At 59.3% G+C, this 15557-nt stretch carries 14 protein-coding genes; all 14 read left to right on the forward strand.

Going from position 1 to position 15557, the window contains the following annotated elements:
* The first annotated feature begins 15 nt into the window (after positions 1–15).
* The 14 genes from ACA068_RS08785 to fliS all read left to right on the forward strand — a co-directional run bounded on the left by ACA068_RS08785 (position 16) and on the right by fliS (position 15557).
* On the forward strand, positions 16–753 hold the full coding sequence (locus ACA068_RS08785) for a cephalosporin hydroxylase family protein (protein ID WP_094471212.1): 738 nt from the start codon (positions 16–18) through the stop codon (positions 751–753).
* Between the two features lie 51 nt (positions 754–804).
* Positions 805–3738: a TIGR00180 family glycosyltransferase gene (locus ACA068_RS08790; protein ID WP_497309168.1), complete on the forward strand. Its 2934-nt coding sequence runs from the start codon at positions 805–807 to the stop codon at positions 3736–3738.
* 29 nt (positions 3739–3767) lie between these two features.
* The gene (gene pseB, locus ACA068_RS08795; RefSeq protein WP_497309169.1) at positions 3768–4769 is read left to right on the forward strand and encodes a UDP-N-acetylglucosamine 4,6-dehydratase (inverting); all 1002 of its coding nucleotides are present in this window, start codon (positions 3768–3770) and stop codon (positions 4767–4769) included.
* Entirely contained in the window at positions 4766–5929 is a 1164-nt protein-coding gene (gene pseC / locus ACA068_RS08800) for a UDP-4-amino-4,6-dideoxy-N-acetyl-beta-L-altrosamine transaminase (protein WP_497309171.1), read from the forward strand. The genes pseB and pseC overlap by 4 nt, the downstream gene beginning before the upstream one ends.
* Before the next feature lie 21 nt (positions 5930–5950).
* Positions 5951–6646 (forward strand): pseudaminic acid cytidylyltransferase, encoded by a 696-nt coding sequence (gene pseF, locus ACA068_RS08805; RefSeq protein WP_497309173.1) that lies wholly within the window; start codon positions 5951–5953, stop codon positions 6644–6646.
* Entirely contained in the window at positions 6643–8148 is a 1506-nt protein-coding gene (gene pseG / locus ACA068_RS08810; RefSeq protein WP_497309175.1) for a UDP-2,4-diacetamido-2,4,6-trideoxy-beta-L-altropyranose hydrolase, read from the forward strand. The genes pseF and pseG overlap by 4 nt, the downstream gene beginning before the upstream one ends.
* On the forward strand, positions 8141–9193 hold the full coding sequence (gene pseI, locus ACA068_RS08815) for a pseudaminic acid synthase (RefSeq protein ID WP_497309177.1): 1053 nt from the start codon (positions 8141–8143) through the stop codon (positions 9191–9193). Before pseG ends, pseI begins: the two co-directional genes overlap by 8 nt.
* Positions 9194–9421: 228 nt before the next feature.
* Positions 9422–10348 (forward strand): ketoacyl-ACP synthase III, encoded by a 927-nt coding sequence (locus ACA068_RS08820; protein ID WP_497309179.1) that lies wholly within the window; start codon positions 9422–9424, stop codon positions 10346–10348.
* A gap of 96 nt (positions 10349–10444) precedes the next feature.
* Positions 10445–11737: a motility associated factor glycosyltransferase family protein gene (locus tag ACA068_RS08825; RefSeq protein ID WP_497309180.1), complete on the forward strand. Its 1293-nt coding sequence runs from the start codon at positions 10445–10447 to the stop codon at positions 11735–11737.
* Entirely contained in the window at positions 11734–12003 is a 270-nt protein-coding gene (locus ACA068_RS08830) for a hypothetical protein (protein ID WP_497309182.1), read from the forward strand. Before ACA068_RS08825 ends, ACA068_RS08830 begins: the two co-directional genes overlap by 4 nt.
* A gap of 252 nt (positions 12004–12255) precedes the next feature.
* Positions 12256–13107 (forward strand): flagellin domain-containing protein, encoded by an 852-nt coding sequence (locus tag ACA068_RS08835; protein WP_497309183.1) that lies wholly within the window; start codon positions 12256–12258, stop codon positions 13105–13107.
* Positions 13108–13181: 74 nt separating this feature from the next.
* A complete protein-coding gene (locus ACA068_RS08840) occupies positions 13182–13547 on the forward strand; it encodes a flagellar protein FlaG (protein ID WP_497309185.1) in 366 nt (121 codons plus the stop codon).
* 82 nt (positions 13548–13629) lie between these two features.
* On the forward strand, positions 13630–15033 hold the full coding sequence (fliD, locus tag ACA068_RS08845) for a flagellar filament capping protein FliD (RefSeq protein ID WP_497309187.1): 1404 nt from the start codon (positions 13630–13632) through the stop codon (positions 15031–15033).
* Between the two features lie 128 nt (positions 15034–15161).
* Positions 15162–15557 carry a flagellar export chaperone FliS gene (gene fliS / locus ACA068_RS08850; protein WP_497309188.1) on the forward strand — a complete coding sequence of 132 codons (396 nt, stop codon included), beginning with the start codon at positions 15162–15164 and terminating at the stop codon, positions 15555–15557.

A 15557-nucleotide genomic window follows, 5' to 3' on the forward strand; every position in this document is an offset into this window, starting at 1 on the left:
ATTGAGATTAGAAAAATGACCGACAACACCATCAATACAGCCTTCGAAGCCGAATGCCAGGCAGAAATCGCCGCCCAGGGCGACGACCAGAAACTCACCGGTCTGGCCCAGGATTTCTTCAACCAGTCGGCCAAGCACAAGTACAGCTACCACTTCTCGTGGATGGGCCGTCCGATCATTCAGTTGCCGCAAGACATGATGGCGATGCAGGAAATCATCTGGCAGGTCAAACCCGACCTGGTGATCGAATGCGGCATCGCCCACGGCGGTTCGATCATCTACTACGCCTCCTTGCTGGAACTGCAAGGCCACGGTGAAGTGCTGGGCATCGACCTCGACATTCGCCCGCACAACCGCGAAGCCATCGAAAGCCACCCGATGAGCAAGCGCATCAAAATGATCGAAGGTTCGAGCATCGACGCGGCCATCGCCGAGCAAGTGCGCGCCGCGGCCGAAGGCAAGAAAGTCATTCTGGTGCTGGATTCGAACCACACCCACGACCACGTACTGGAAGAACTGCGCCTGTACGCACCACTGGTCTCGGTGGACAGCTACTGCGTGGTGATGGACACCGTGGTTGAAGACATGCCGGCCGACTTCTTCCCTGATCGTCCATGGGGCCCGGGCGACAACCCGAAGACTGCCGTGTGGAAATACCTGGAAGAAAACGCTGACTTCGAAATCGACCGTCAGTTGCAGAACAAGCTGCTGATCACCGTGGCGCCGGACGGCTATCTGCGTCGCGTTCGTTAATCATTATTGAATCTGGGTTCTCGGCGCTTGGCCGGTTGTGGGGATAGAGATATGCACGTTCAAAACACTGCTCGTAACGATGTGGCACCGCTGAATGAACGGTTGACGGTGGTGGTGATTTCCCACAACCGCAACGCCTACCTGCGGCGTACCTTGCAGTATTACAGCAGCTATCCCTGCACGATCCTGGTTCTGGACTCTTCGCTCAAAAGCGACGACGACATCACCCGGGATTACCCGATGGTCGATTACCGGCACCTGCCGCAGTTCACCTACACCGGGTTGCAGGAAAAACTCGCCTATGGCGTGAATCAGGTCACCACGCCGTACATGGTGCTGGCGGCCGATGACGACTTCCTGCTACACGATGCGATCACCGAGTCGCTCGAATTCCTCGAAGACAACGCCGACTACGGCATGGCCCACGGCTACGGGATCATGTACCTGGCCCGAGCCACGGAAGTGAATTACTTCCGTCGTGATCGCAAGGGGCCGGAAGATTACTGCTCGGATCGGGCCGAAGATCGCCTGATGCAATTCATGGGGCACTTCCTGCCGCCGTTCTATGCGGTCAGCCGTACCGAGTTGCTGCAAGACTGGCACAACGCGCTGCTGCCGGGCACCAGCTTCGAGTGGCAGGAAATCGGGCATGCCTATTACATGCTCGCACGGGCCAAAGCGCGGATCTTGCCGATCCCGTTCGCGGTGCGGGAGATCCCCTACGGCTCCTCGGAGCACAACACCAACGTCCTGACGGTATTGACGCTCAAGGACGCCAAAACCGTGGCCGACCGCGAGCGCTTCGCCGAGTTTCTGGCTTCGTTGCCCACCGGCATGAGCCACAAGACGCTGGCCGAGGGCAAGCAGGTGGCGCTGGACAGTTTCGCCACCATGGCCGACTGCCTCAACAACATGCGCTCGCTGAAGGGCACGCTGATTTTCACCTCGGCCTGGCTGGAATCCGGCAAAGAGCCAGTGCGCACGTTCAATACCGAGCAGTTCGTCGAAATGCCGTTCTACAACCAGCCGGTGTTCGATCTGCTGACTGAATTTGAATTCCTCCTGCACACCATGCCCGCCGGTAAATTGCAGTTGCAGGAGCTGGAAGGCATCTTGCTCAAGCAACATGAGCTGATGCGCATTCATCCCAACGATAACGACCGCACCCTGCGTGCCCGTTTGTGGGAAGCGCTGAGCCTCTATGCGTTCAACCGCACCGTGGTTGCACGTCTGGCCGAGTCGTTGCAGGGCACCGAAGATGAGGAAGAGGGCGTCAAGCTGCAAGTCTGGGCCAAGCGCCTGGCGTCGGTGCCGAAACAGGACGAACAGTCGTTGCTCGAGAACATGCCGTCCGGTCGCCTGCTGAACTGGATCGAAGCGCGCAACCCGGATGCCAAACAACTCAAGTCGATTGCTGCGCACCTGGCCAAACACAACGGCGGTCCACAATTCGGCATCCTGCTGCTGGACCTGGACGCCGACATGGTCAAGTTGCAGACCACCTTTGACAGCCTGGTCAGTGGTCACTGCAAGGCGTTCAAAGTGGTGGTGTTCACCACCGGTGATTTGCCGGCAACCACCACGCCGCGAGACACCGTGCACTTTGTCAAAGTCACCGCCACCAATTACGTTGAACGCATCAACCAGAGCGTGGCCCAGTCCACCGTTGACTGGCTGGTGCTGGCCGAGGCCGGTGATCAATTCACCGCCAGCGGCCTGCTGCGTGCCAGCCTCGAGTTGCTCGGTGCCGAAGGCGTGCGGGCCGTCGCCATGGACGAAATCCATCGTCAGGAAAACGGTTCCCTGAGCGATGTGTTCCGTCCGGGCGTCAACCTTGATCTGCTGCAAACCGTGCCGTCGCTGATGGCTCGTCACTGGTTGATCCAGCGTGATGTCTTGGCCGAGGCCGGTGGTTACTCGACTGAATACGCGTCGGCGCTGGAATTCGATCGGGTGCTGCGCCTGATCGAAGACGGCGGCCTGGGTGGGCTGGCTCATCTGGCCGAACCACTGCTGATCTGCAACGCGCCGTCGACCGAGGAAAACCCTCACGAACGTCAGGCTCTGACACGTTCCCTCAAGGAGCGCGGTTATCGCGCTCAGATCAGCTCCGAATTGCCGCAGACCTGGCAGATCAACTACCAGCACGCCGAACGGCCGAAGGTGTCGATCATTCTGCACAGCCAGGACAATTTCGAGTCGCTGCAACAAGCCGTGGTCAGCGTGCTGCAACGCACCCGCTATCAGCAGCACGAAATTCTGATCGCCGATAACCACAGCCAGTCCGAAGAATTGCTGACCTGGCTGGCCAGCCTGGAAGGTAAGGACGAACGCCTGCGCGTCCTGCGTACCGGCGAGCGTCTGAGCGCCTCGGCGTTGCATAACTTTGCCGTGCGTGAGGCCAAGGGTGCCTACGTGGTGCTGATGTCTGCTGACTCCGTCGTGGTCAACGCCAACTGGCTCGACAGTCTGTTGAACCAGGCCCAGCGTCCGGAAGTCGGGATTGTCGGCGCCAAGCTGATGGACATTCGTGGCGTCACCACGCAAGCCGGCCTGGTGCTGGGCCTCAATGGCGTGCTGGGCTCGGTGTTTATCGATGAGCGCAAAGATGCCAAAGGCTACATGAACGGCCACCAGGTGGAGCAGAACTACTCGGCGGTGTCCGGGGCTTGCATGATGGTGCGCAAAGAGCTCTACGAAGCCGCCGGCGGTCTGGACGAAGAGCATTTCGACGAAGCCTTCTCTGACATCGACCTGTGCCTTAAAGCCGCCGACGCTGGCTACCTGATTGTCTGGTGCCCTCAGGCGCAAATGCTGCACCCAGGCCTGCTGCCTGACGCGCTGCAGACCGCCGCGGCCCTGCAAGACAAGTGGCAAGCGCGTTTCACCCAAGATTCGGCTTACAACCAGAACCTGGCCTTGACCGGCAAGGGCTTTACCCTCGGCGATGCTTCCAGTGTGAACTGGGCGCAGTTGCTCGCTTAAGCCTGCTGACAGGTAAAAGGACTCAAGGCATGTTCAACGGTAAATCGATTTTCATCTCGGGCGGTACCGGTTCTTTCGGGCGCAATTTCATCCGCCGCCTGTTGGAGCAATACCAACCTAAACGGGTAGTGGTGTTCTCGCGAGACGAACTCAAGCAGTACGAGATGCAGCAGACGTTCAATGCGCCGTGCATGCGCTACTTCCTCGGCGATGTACGGGATGGCGAGCGTTTGCGTCAGGCCATGCGCGGTATCGATTACGTGGTGCATGCCGCCGCCCTGAAGCAAGTGCCGGCGGCGGAATACAACCCCACCGAATGCATTCGTACCAACGTCAATGGCGCGGAAAACATCATTGCCGCGGCCATCGATAACGGCGTGAAGAAAGTCGTCGCGCTGTCTACCGACAAGGCGGCCAGCCCGATCAACCTGTACGGTGCAACCAAGCTGCTGTCAGACAAACTGTTCGTGGCCGCCAACAACATTGCCGGCGAACAGCAGACCCGATTTGCCGTGGTCCGCTACGGCAACGTGGCGGGTTCGCGAGGTTCGGTAGTGCCATTCTTCAGTAAGCTTATTACCGAAGGCGCAACCGAATTGCCCATCACCGATGAGCGCATGACACGCTTCTGGATCACGCTCGATCACGGTGTGCAATTTGTGCTCGACAGCTTCGCCCGCATGCACGGTGGTGAAGTGTTTGTGCCGAAGATTCCATCGATCCGCATCGTTGATCTGGCGTTGGGCATGGCTGAACACTTGCCGCACAAGAACGTCGGCATTCGCCCGGGCGAAAAACTGCACGAGTTGATGGTGCCGCTGGACGACGCGCGAATGACCCTGGAGTTCGCCGATCACTACACCATCCAGCCGTCGATTCGTTTCACCAGCGTCGACGTAGATTTTGCCGTCGATAACCTGGGCGAGCAGGGGCGGCCTGTCGGTGAACACTTCGAGTACCGCTCCGACACCAACCCGCACTTCCTGTCGGTGGGGCAGATCGCCGACCTGCACGCCGGGTTGCCAGCATGATTCCCTACGGTCGGCAAAGTCTCGATCAGGCAGACATCGATGCGGTGGTGGCTGTGCTGCAGTCTGACTGGCTGACCCAAGGGCCGACCATCGAGCGTTTCGAACAGGCCATGGCCGAGCGCTGCCAGGCCGATTTCGCCGTGGCGGTGTGTAACGCCACTGCCGCGCTGCACATCGCTTGCCTGGCGGCGGGGCTCGCGGCGGGCGACCGTTTGTGGACCACGCCGAACACCTTTCTGGCCTCCGCCAATTGCGGTCGCTACTGCGGCGCGGAGGTGGATTTCGTCGACATCGATCCGCTGACCTGGAACCTCGATGTCTTCGCGCTGGAATCGAAACTTCAAGCCGCCGAACGTGACGGGACGCTGCCAAAGGTGTTGGTGGCCGTGGCGTTCTCTGGTCAAAGCTGCGACATGCGCAAGATTGCCGAACTGGCCGAGCGTTATGGCTTCACGGTCATTGAAGACGCCTCCCACGCGGTGGGTGCCTCCTATGCCGGGCGTCCGGTGGGGTGCTGCGAATTCGCGGCAATGACGGTGTTCAGTTTTCATCCGGTGAAGATCATCACCAGCGCCGAAGGGGGCATGGTCCTGACCCATCGTGCAGACCTGGCCGAACGCATGCAGCGCTTGCGCAGCCACGGCATGACCCGCGATCCGCAGCAGATGACAGAGCCGAGCCACGGTCCCTGGTACTACCAGCAAGTGGAGCTGGGTTTCAATTACCGGATAACCGACCTGCAAGCGGCCCTCGGGTTGTCACAGCTGGACAAGCTCGACGACTTCATCGAACGCCGCCGTGAGTTGGCGGTGCGTTATGACCGGTTGTTGGCCTACTTGCCGCTGACCTTGCCCAGTGCGCAGCCCGAGGCCGAGTCGGCCTGGCATTTGTACGTGGTGCGTTTGCAGACTGATCGCATCAATCTCAGCCATCGACAAGTGTTCGAAGGCTTGCGAGCGGCGGGTGTCGGTGTGAACCTGCACTATATTCCGGTGCACTTGCAGCCGTACTATCGCGACCTGGGTTTTGCCGAAGGTGATTTTCCGCAAGCCGAGCGTTATTACGCCGAGGCGATCAGCCTGCCGATGTTTCCCTTGCTGAGCGACGAACAGCAGGACTATGTGATCGAGCAACTGCGGCGACTTCTTCTTGAAGAGTAGTGCCTTGAACAGGAGTGAATCTTGAGCTGCGTAGCCATCATCCCGGCCCGGGGCGGCAGCAAGCGAATCCCGCGCAAGAACCTCAAGTCGTTCGACGGCGTGCCGATGATCGTCCGTTCGATCCGCACCGCGCTGGATTCGCAGCTGTTCGATCAGGTAATCGTCAGCACCGACGATGAAGAAATCGCCGGAGTCGCTCGGGCGCACGGCGCTCAGGTGCCGTTCATGCGTCCGGCGTCGTTGGCTGACGATTTCACCGGCACGGCGGCGGTGATGGTGCATGCCTTGAATGAGCTTCCGGCATTCGACTATGCCTGTTGCCTCTACGCCACCGCGCCGCTGTTGCAGGCGCGGTTTCTGCGTCAGGGCTTTGAATTGCTGGAACAGCACCCGGATAAATCCTTCGCGTTTTCCGTGGCCGGTTTCGGCTTTCCCGTGCAGCGTGCCTTGACACTCGACGAGCACGGCGCGTTGACGTCGTTGTACCCGGAGTTTCGCAACACTCGCTCGCAGGATCTGGCCGAAGCCTTTCAAGACGCCGGTCAGTTCTACTGGGGGCGCCGCGAGGCCTGGTTGCGCGGTGATGTGTTGTTCTCCCCAGCGAGCCTGCCGGTGATGCTGCCGCGGCATCTGGTGCAGGACATCGACACTGCCGAAGACTGGACGCGCGCCGAATACCTTTACGCCGCGCTCAAGGCTGGTGGTGAACTGCAATGAGGGTGCTGATTCGCTCCGACGCGTCGCCGACCATTGGCAGTGGACATATCGCTCGCTTGTTGCCCCTGGCCAGAACCTTGCGTAAGCAGGGCTCGCACGTGGCCTTCGCGTGTCGCCTGCTGCCGGGGCATCGACTGGACATGCTGGCCGCGGAAGGTTATGAAACCTTTGCGCTGCCAGAGCGTTATCCCGATGAAGACCCGCAGCAAGCCATCGAATCCATGTTGCCGTGGCAGGCGGACATCGATGCGTTGGCGCAGGCATTGGAAAACCATCCGGCGTTCGACTGGATCATCGTCGACCACTATGGCCTCGACCATCACTGGCAAACCGCTGCCCGGCGCTGGGCGCCACGGATCGCCGCGGTGGATGATCTTGCCACCCGCGAGTACGCCGTCGATCTGCTGCTCAACCAGAACCTGTCGGGCACGCCAACGGCTTATGCCTCGCTGCTCGCGCCCGGCTGCCAGACGTTATTAGGCCCGCGTTTCGCGATGCTGCGCGATGAGTTCCGCTGCCCGGCGATCCCCATCAGGCCTCAGGCCAAACGGGTGCTGGTCAATTTCGGCGGCTTCGATGCGGCGATGCAGACTCATCACGCAATGCTGGCGATGGCCGATTTCGATGCGCTGGAAGTCGATTTTGTTGCCGGTGCCGACAATCCGGCCTGGAACACGATGCAGGCCATGGCGGCGACTCGGCCGAACTGGCGGTTGCATAGTTTTGTCAGCGACTTCTACCGACTGATGACCGAGGCCGATCTGTTTGTCGGCGCCGGTGGCGGCACCAGTTGGGAGCGCGCGGCCATGGGGCTACCGACGATTTGCATCGCGGTCTCGAACAATCAGCAGGCCAACGGCGAAGTCATGGCGGCTTCGGGCGCCCATGTTTACCTGGGCGCTCGTGAGCAGGTGAGCGTCGAACAACTGCGCCAGGCCATCGGTTTTGTCGCGGGTAATCAGGGGATACGCCAGAGCCTGGCCGAGCATTCGCGGCAATTGGTGGATGGCCGGGGGGCGCAGCGAGTGGCGGCAGCGTTGGCCGGTGCGGTGTTGCAGATCCGTCCCGCGACTGTCGACGATGCTCAGTTGCTGTTCTACGGGCGCAACGCCGAGGCGGTACGGCGCTGGTCGCTGGACACCAGGGTGATTGAATGGCCGTCGCATCAACACTGGCTGGCCGCCAGTTTGAATAATGCGCAGCGCTTGCTGTTGATCGCCGAAGCCGATGATGGTCCGGTGGGTGTGTTGCGTTATGACGTGCGCGGCTTTACAGCCGAAGTCTCGATCTATCTGTTTGAAGATCGCATTGGCCTGGGGTGGGGCAGGGCGCTGCTGGCCCGTGGCGAGGCGTTCGTGACGGCCCGCTGGCCGCAACTGACCGCCATCACCGCCCAGGTGTTGCCGGACAACCAGCCTTCGCTGAAGGTCTTTCGCGAAGCCGGTTTTACTCAGAGTGCTTGCGCGTTCACGCGCGTATTAAAGGAACGCTGCAATGACTAGCTTCAAGATCGGCAACCGCTCCATCGGTGCCGACGCGCCGCCGTTCATCATTGCCGAGATGAGCGGCAACCATAACCAGTCGCTGGACATGGCGCTGCAAATCGTCGAAGCCGCGGCCAAGGCCGGTGCGCATGCCTTGAAGCTGCAAACCTACACCGCAGACACCATGACTCTGGACCTGTCCGAAGGCGAGTTCTTCATCAAGGACCCCAACAGTCTGTGGGCCGGATCATCGTTGTACGCCTTGTACGAGAAAGCGCATACGCCGTGGGAATGGCACGCGCCGATTTTCGCCCGGGCCAAGGAACTGGGCATGCTGGCCTTCTCCACGCCGTTTGATGACAGCGCGGTGGACTTCCTCGAAAGCCTCGATGTGCCGGCCTACAAGATCGCCAGTTTCGAAAACACCGACCTGCCGCTGATTCGCCGGGTCGCGGCCACCGGCAAGCCATTGATCATCTCCACCGGCATGGCCAGCATCGCCGAGCTCGATGAAACCGTGCGCGCTGCCCGTGAGGCGGGGTGCAAGGACCTGGTGCTGCTCAAGTGCACCAGCACTTATCCGGCGACGCCCGCCAACAGCAACGTGCGGACCATTCCGCATTTGCGTGAATTGTTTGGCTGCGAAGTCGGCCTGTCCGATCACTCTATGGGTGTCGGCGTGTCCGTGGCGGCCGTGGCGCTGGGAGCGACGGTGGTGGAAAAGCACTTCACCCTCGACCGTTCGGCCGGTGGTGTGGACGCCAGTTTCTCCCTGGAGCCGGCCGAACTCGAAAGCCTGGTGATCGAAACCGAGCGTGCCTGGCAGGCCATGGGCCAAGTGCATTACGGCGTGACCGAAGCCGAGCGCAAGTCGCTGGTGTACCGACGCTCGCTCTATGTCACGCAAGACATGGCGGCCGGCGAGCCGTTTACCGCAGTCAATCTGCGGGCCATCCGTCCGGGCTTGGGGCTTGCCCCCAAACACGCTGAAACCCTTCTGGGCCGCCGCGCCCGCCACGTCATCAAGCGTGGAACCCCGCTGGACTGGTCGTTGGTCGAATAACGCCTTGTCGGTCTGTTTCGGCAAAATAGCGTGACCTGCGAGTCATAACGCGCATCTTCACTGTATTGTATTAATCGGGGAGGTGGCGCCTGGTCTCTGTTTGGCCCAGTGATAGCCTTTTATTCTTCCCGTAGTCGCCTCCACAGGGCGACGTTTTTCTCTGTTTGTCGGCGCCCCTCGAATCATTACGAGCGGTGGTATTGGGCTGTTTATTATTGGGAAGCCGTAATGATTGGCATAAAAAGCATTGCGAGCTACGTTCCTGTAGCCGGCGTGGACAATTACGCACAAGGTGCAAAATTCGAAAAGGATGAAGAGTTCATCCTGGGCAAAATCGGTTCGGCCTTCCTGCCGCGCAAAGATGCCGGGCAGGAAACTTCGGACCTGTGTGTCGAAGCAGTCAATGCGCTGTTCGCCAACAATCCCGATCTGAAACGTGAATCCATCGACGTGCTGATCGTCGTCACCCAGAACGGCGACGAAGAAGGCTTGCCACACACGGCCGCCATCGTTCAGGACAAACTGGGCCTGCCGACCACCGTGGCGGCGTTCGATATTTCCCTGGGCTGCTCCGGCTACGTCTATGGCATCTACGCGATCAAGGGCTTCATGGAAGCCGCCGGCCTGAAGAATGGCTTGCTGGTCACCGCCGATCCGTATTCGAAGATTGTCGACCCCGAAGACCGTAACACCACCATGCTCTTCGGCGACGCCGCCACCGCGACCTGGATGGGCGAAAACGCGCCCTGGCAGCTGGGCAAGGCCAAGTTCGGCACCGACGGTTCCGGTGCGCCGCATTTGAAAGTCACCGATGGCGTGTTCTACATGAACGGTCGTCAGGTGTTCAACTTTGCGCTGCTCAAAGTCCCGGCGCACTTGCATGAACTGCTGGAGGACTCGCAGCTGACGGCGGCCGATATCGATGCCTTCTGCATTCACCAGGGCAGCGCCGCGATTGTCGACGCCGTGGCGCGTCGCTTCGAAGGCGAGCCGGAGAAGTTCATCAAGGACATGGTCGAGACCGGCAACACCGTGTCGTCGAGCATTCCGTTGCTGTTGGAAAAACACGTGCTGAACTCCAACTGGAAGCGCGTTGCACTGAGCGGTTTCGGCGTTGGCCTGTCCTGGGGCTCGGCGATCCTCTACCGCCCTTGAGCCCGGTGCCTTAGTCAAAGAAAGCCAGACACAACAATAGCGCTCAAGGTGTAATCTTGAGCGCTATTTTTTTGCCCGAACAAACTGCGAGGCACCATGAGCGAGTTCTTTGAGCGCAACGTCGACGTCATCCAGCAACGCTGGCCGGCGCTGGCTGTGCGCTTGCTGGTTGAAGACACGAGCCTGTTGCAGGCTGACCTGGTGGAAGGCCTGGGTTCGACGTTGAGCATCAACGGCATTCAGCTGACCAGCCGTCATGACCGCAGTCGCGAGGCCGTGCTTCAGGCCGACAGCTTGCCGGCCGACAGTCCTGTGATGCATATCTACGGCACCGGGCTGGGCGATCTGCAAATGGAGTTGCTGCAACGTGCCGGTCTTGAACGGTTGTACGTGCATATTCTCAACGGCGCCGTGTTTGCCCTGGTGCTGCAACTGCTCGATCAACAGCCGTGGCTCAGCGATCCGCGGGTCGAGCTGCTATATGCCGGTGATCTGGGCGAAATCCAGCTGCCGTTTTTTGCCCTGCCCTCCGAGCTGGTGCTGGCCGACGATTTCAGCGCGAAGATCCGCGACCGCCTGATCAGCGAAACCCACCTGACGTTCAATAATCGTGAGTTCGACCCGCAGACTCCTGAGATTGTCGAGCGCTTGCAGGTCAGCCTCAAGTGGGTGCAGGCTGATCACGACGTGGCCGAGTTGTTCGGTTCACAGCCGGGGCAGGAGGTCTTTGTCATCGCCACCGGGCCAAGCCTGGAACAGCACTTTGCGACCTTGCGCGCGATTCGCAATGAAGCCGAGCGACCGTTGTTCATCTGCGTCGATACGGCCTATCGTCCGTTGCTCAAGCACGGCATTCGTCCCGACATGGTCGTCAGCATCGATCAGCGCATCTCGGACCGGCACCTGCCGGCTGAAGGCACGTCCGACATCACGCTGGTGTACATGCCCATGCTTGATCCGGCGGTGATCGAGGCCTGGCAGGGGGCGCGTTATGCCGGTTACTCCGCGAGCCCGATCTATCAGCAGTTGCGTCGGCAACTGCCCCGGGGCGAGTTGTATGTCGGTGGCAGCGTTATTCATCCGGCGGCGGACCTGGCGGTGAAGATGGGCGCGGCGCAAATCACGCTGTTCGGCGCCGATTTTGCCTTCCCGGGTGACAAGACCCACGCGGGATGGAGCGATGGCGATCTGGGGCCGCAATTGGGCGCCGCCAAGCACTGGGTGCTGGACGGTCACGGCCAGCGCATCAAGACTCAGCTCAACTTCCGCAGTTACCTGTGTGAACTGGAGCGTTTTATCGCGGGCCATCCAAAGGTGCGCTTCTATAACAGCAGCCGGGCAGGGGCAATGATCGCCGGCACGGCTTTTCATCCGGAGTTTGCATCGTGAGCGCGCTTGAAACCTTCGTTGCCGATGCGCAGCAATGCGCAATCCTGTTCCGTCTGGGGCGTGATGTCGAAGCCGGGCTGGCGATGATCGAGTTGGCCGGTGCGGTCCATCCGGCGTTCGATTCGAAGCCGCAGGAGGCTCAGCAGCAGTGGGCGTTTGTGCTCGGCCAGATGTTCGCGTGTCAGGAAGCGCAGAACTGGCTCGCACTGGCCGATTACCTGGAATATGAACTGGTCCAGTTGCTGAATAACACGCTGTCCGTTTAATCAATTTATCTTCAGTCGGTGCCGGCGAATCCTCGCCAACCTGCCGCCGACATTTCCCTGACGTCATTTTTTCGCTGTCGGACGTCGCCAACCCCTTGATTTACGGGGGGTGGCAACGTGATGGCAAATATTTTTGAAAATCCCCTAAAGCAAGTTGCGTTGGCGACGATAACTATTACGAAGGTTCTCTAGGCCATACCCGGCGGTTGCCAGGGCCGGAAGCCGCAGTACCCAACCAACGAGGAATTCGTCATGGCTTTAACAGTAAACACCAACGTCACATCGTTGAGCGTTCAGAAGAACCTGAACCGCTCCTCCGACGCTCTGTCGACTTCGATGACTCGCCTGTCTTCCGGCCTGAAAATCAACAGCGCCAAAGACGACGCCGCCGGCCTGCAAATCACCACTCGTATGACCGCGCAAATCCGTGGTCAGACCATGGCGATCAAAAACGCCAACGACGGTATCTCGATCGCTCAGACCGCTGAAGGCGCGATGCAGGAAACCACCAACATTCTGCAGCGTATGCGTGAACTGGCCGTACAAGCTCGAAACGACTCGAACGGTACTCAAGACCGTGTGGCTCTGAACAAAGAATTCGCGGCAATGTCGGACGAGATCACTCGTATCGCCAACTCCACCAACCTGAACGGCAAGAACCTGCTGGACGGTACTGCTGGCACCATGACCTTCCAGGTTGGTTCCAACACTGGTTCGGCTAACCAGATCTCTCTGACCCTGGCCTCCGGTTTCGGCGCTGCAACCCTGTCGGTTGACTCGGCTACCACTCAGATCACTGGTAACAGCTCGGCTACCGCTCAAGCTTCGTTCTCCGCTGCCCTGACCCGTATCGACGCCGCTCTGCAGACCATCAACAGCGCGCGTGCTGACCTCGGTGCTGCACAAAACCGTCTGACCAGCACCATCTCCAACCTGCAGAACATCAACGAAAACGCCAGTGCTGCTCGTGGTCGCGTACAAGATACCGACTTCGCTTCTGAAACTGCAGAACTGACCAAGCAACAAACTCTGCAACAAGCTTCTACCGCAGTTCTGGCTCAGGCCAACCAACTGCCATCCGCTGTACTGAAACTGCTTCAGTAATAGCTGATTGAGTTTTGGCGAGGGGTGTGCGCTGGTCGTACCCTCTCGCTTTTTTACTTTTAGAGGTGATGGACATGGATATGAGCGTGAAGCTGAACTTGTCTTATCCGACAGCGAAGCACGCAACCACGGTTGCCGACAAGCCTGCGGAAAAGCCTCGAGCGGAGCCCGCGAAAGTGGTCGACGTCAAGGAGGTGCGCAAGAGCGCACAGACTGAGCAGGACAAGCTGAAGATGGCTGTTCAAGAAATTGAAAAGTTCGTTCAGTCGGTCAAGCGTAATCTGGAGTTCTCGATTGATGAGCCTTCAGGCCAGGTTGTTGTGAAAGTCATTGCCAGTGAATCCGGTGAGGTGGTCCGTCAGATCCCCAACGAAGAAGTCCTGAAACTGGCCAATAGTTTGAATGATGCAAGCAGCCTGTTGTTCAGCGCTAAAGCCTGACAGTTGGCATGAATTTTGTTGCTATGTTCTTTTGGGCGTTGTAGTGGTCAAAAGGCCGGCGACACACTGAAGGGAGTTCCACATGGCAAGTCCAATTTTACCGGGCACGGGTTTAGGCTCTGGCCTTGATACCGGTGCTATCGTCAAAGCCTTGGTGAACGCTGACAAAGCGGCCAAGCAAGGTCAGATCGACCGTGGGACCACGACCAACACGGCGAGCATCTCCGGGATCGGTACGCTGAAGTCGCTGCTGGCCACGTTCCAGAAAGCACTCACCGATCTGGGCAGTACGACAACCCCCCAGTTCACGGGTTTTTCTGCGACGTCTTCCGATGCCAAAGTACTGACCGCCACGTCCAGTAACACGGCTGTTTCTGGCAATTACGTCGTCAAAGTAACCAGTCTTGCCACTTCGTCGAAAGTAGCCTCTGAGGCATTTGCCGGCGGAGCGACCAGTGCTATCCCGGCGGGCACGCTGACCATCACCCAGAACGGCACCAGCTACCCTGTCACCGTAGGTGCGGGCGCCACGCTGCAATCGGTGCGTGACTCGATCAACACTCAGTACCAGGCCAGTGGCCTGAGCGCTAACATCGTGACCGACAGTTTCGGTTCGCGCCTGGTGTTGGGTTCTACCGCGACCGGTGCGGGTTCCGATATCTCCGCCAGCGGTATCGCCGGCCTGACAATCGACGGGACGGCCCCAATGGGCGCACCGACCGCGACCTCTTCGGGTGCCATCGGCGGCCTGGCCGCGGATGCGGTGTTCACGGTTGATGGTCTGGCGATGACCAGCAAGTCCAATACCGTCGCCAACACGATCTCCGGCCTGAGTCTGACCCTGACCGGCGCAGGTACATCGACTGTTAACGTCGCTTCCAACAACGATGGTCTGAAGGCATCGATCCAGAAGTTCGTTGACGCCTATAACGCCATCGCTAATGCTGTGACGTCCTTGACCAAGCCGTCCCTGGATGACGATGGCAAGCCGACTGTCGCTGCTGCGCTGACCGGTGACCCGTTACCACGGTCGCTGCTGGCCGCCATTCGTGGTCCGTTGTCCCAGTCCGGTGCTGGCGACAAGCTGACCGTGCTCTCGCAGTTGGGGATCACCACTGACCAGAAAACCGGTGCGCTGAACTTCGACTCTGTCAAGTTCACCGCGGCGATGAATGACAAGAAGCTCGGTGGCGAGGTTCAGACCCTGTTTACCGGTACCAACGGTTTGCTCGAGCGCATGAACAATGTGATCAAGCCGTACACCGATACGGGCGGTATTCTCGATACTCGCACCACCAACCTGAATGTGACCAAAACCAGGCTGACCGCTGATCAGGCTAATTTGGATCGTCGGGTCGAAACACTGACCGCGGTATTGACCAAAAAGTACAACGACATGGATACACTCGTTGGCAAGTTGAGAGCCACAGGCAACAACATCACCTCGATGTTTGAAGCGATGAGCGCGCAGCAGAAGAACTCGTAACGCGCACAACGCCAAAAGCCCGGCAGCGTTTTCAAGCGCTCCGGGCTTTTTGCATTTGAATCTAAAGTTTTTTGACGCGTCGTCGATACACTGGTTATACGAACTACAGCATTTTGATGAGGTACAACATGAATCCAATGTTAGCCCTTCGCCAATACCAGAAGATTGGCGCTCAGGCGCAGACTTCCGAAGCCAGCCCGCATCGTCTCGTGCAGATGTTGATGGAAGGCGGGCTGGACCGTATCGCCCAGGCCAAGGGCGCGATTGAGCGCAAAGACATTCCGAACAAGGGTGTTCTGATCGGCAAGGCCATCGGCATCATTGGTGGTTTGCGTGAAGGTCTGGACCTTGAGAACTCCGTCGAAACCGTGGGTGAACTGGACAACCTGTACACCTACATGATGAAGCGTCTGGCCGAGGCCAATATCAAAACCGATCCGGCGATTCTCGACGAAGTCTCTGATTTGCTTCGAACAGTCAAAGACGGTTGGGATGCTATTGCCGCGCCGGGTCCGCAGTTTTAA

This window comes from Pseudomonas sp. LBUM1660 (assembly GCF_059695935.1).

What these genes read in the sequence shown, in the direction of transcription:
- ACA068_RS08835 (WP_497309183.1), top strand. Translation starts at nt 12,256, where the DNA reads ATGGCTTTAACAGTAAACACCAACGTCACATCGTTGAGCGTTCAGAAG.
- fliS (WP_497309188.1), top strand. Translation starts at nt 15,162, where the DNA reads ATGAATCCAATGTTAGCCCTTCGCCAATACCAGAAGATTGGCGCTCAG.
- ACA068_RS08840 (WP_497309185.1), top strand. Translation starts at nt 13,182, where the DNA reads ATGGATATGAGCGTGAAGCTGAACTTGTCTTATCCGACAGCGAAGCAC.
- pseB (WP_497309169.1), top strand. Translation starts at nt 3,768, where the DNA reads ATGTTCAACGGTAAATCGATTTTCATCTCGGGCGGTACCGGTTCTTTC.
- ACA068_RS08785 (WP_094471212.1), top strand. Translation starts at nt 16, where the DNA reads ATGACCGACAACACCATCAATACAGCCTTCGAAGCCGAATGCCAGGCA.
- pseG (WP_497309175.1), top strand. Translation starts at nt 6,643, where the DNA reads ATGAGGGTGCTGATTCGCTCCGACGCGTCGCCGACCATTGGCAGTGGA.
- ACA068_RS08825 (WP_497309180.1), top strand. Translation starts at nt 10,445, where the DNA reads ATGAGCGAGTTCTTTGAGCGCAACGTCGACGTCATCCAGCAACGCTGG.
- ACA068_RS08820 (WP_497309179.1), top strand. Translation starts at nt 9,422, where the DNA reads ATGATTGGCATAAAAAGCATTGCGAGCTACGTTCCTGTAGCCGGCGTG.
- pseC (WP_497309171.1), top strand. Translation starts at nt 4,766, where the DNA reads ATGATTCCCTACGGTCGGCAAAGTCTCGATCAGGCAGACATCGATGCG.
- ACA068_RS08790 (WP_497309168.1), top strand. Translation starts at nt 805, where the DNA reads ATGCACGTTCAAAACACTGCTCGTAACGATGTGGCACCGCTGAATGAA.
- fliD (WP_497309187.1), top strand. Translation starts at nt 13,630, where the DNA reads ATGGCAAGTCCAATTTTACCGGGCACGGGTTTAGGCTCTGGCCTTGAT.
- pseI (WP_497309177.1), top strand. Translation starts at nt 8,141, where the DNA reads ATGACTAGCTTCAAGATCGGCAACCGCTCCATCGGTGCCGACGCGCCG.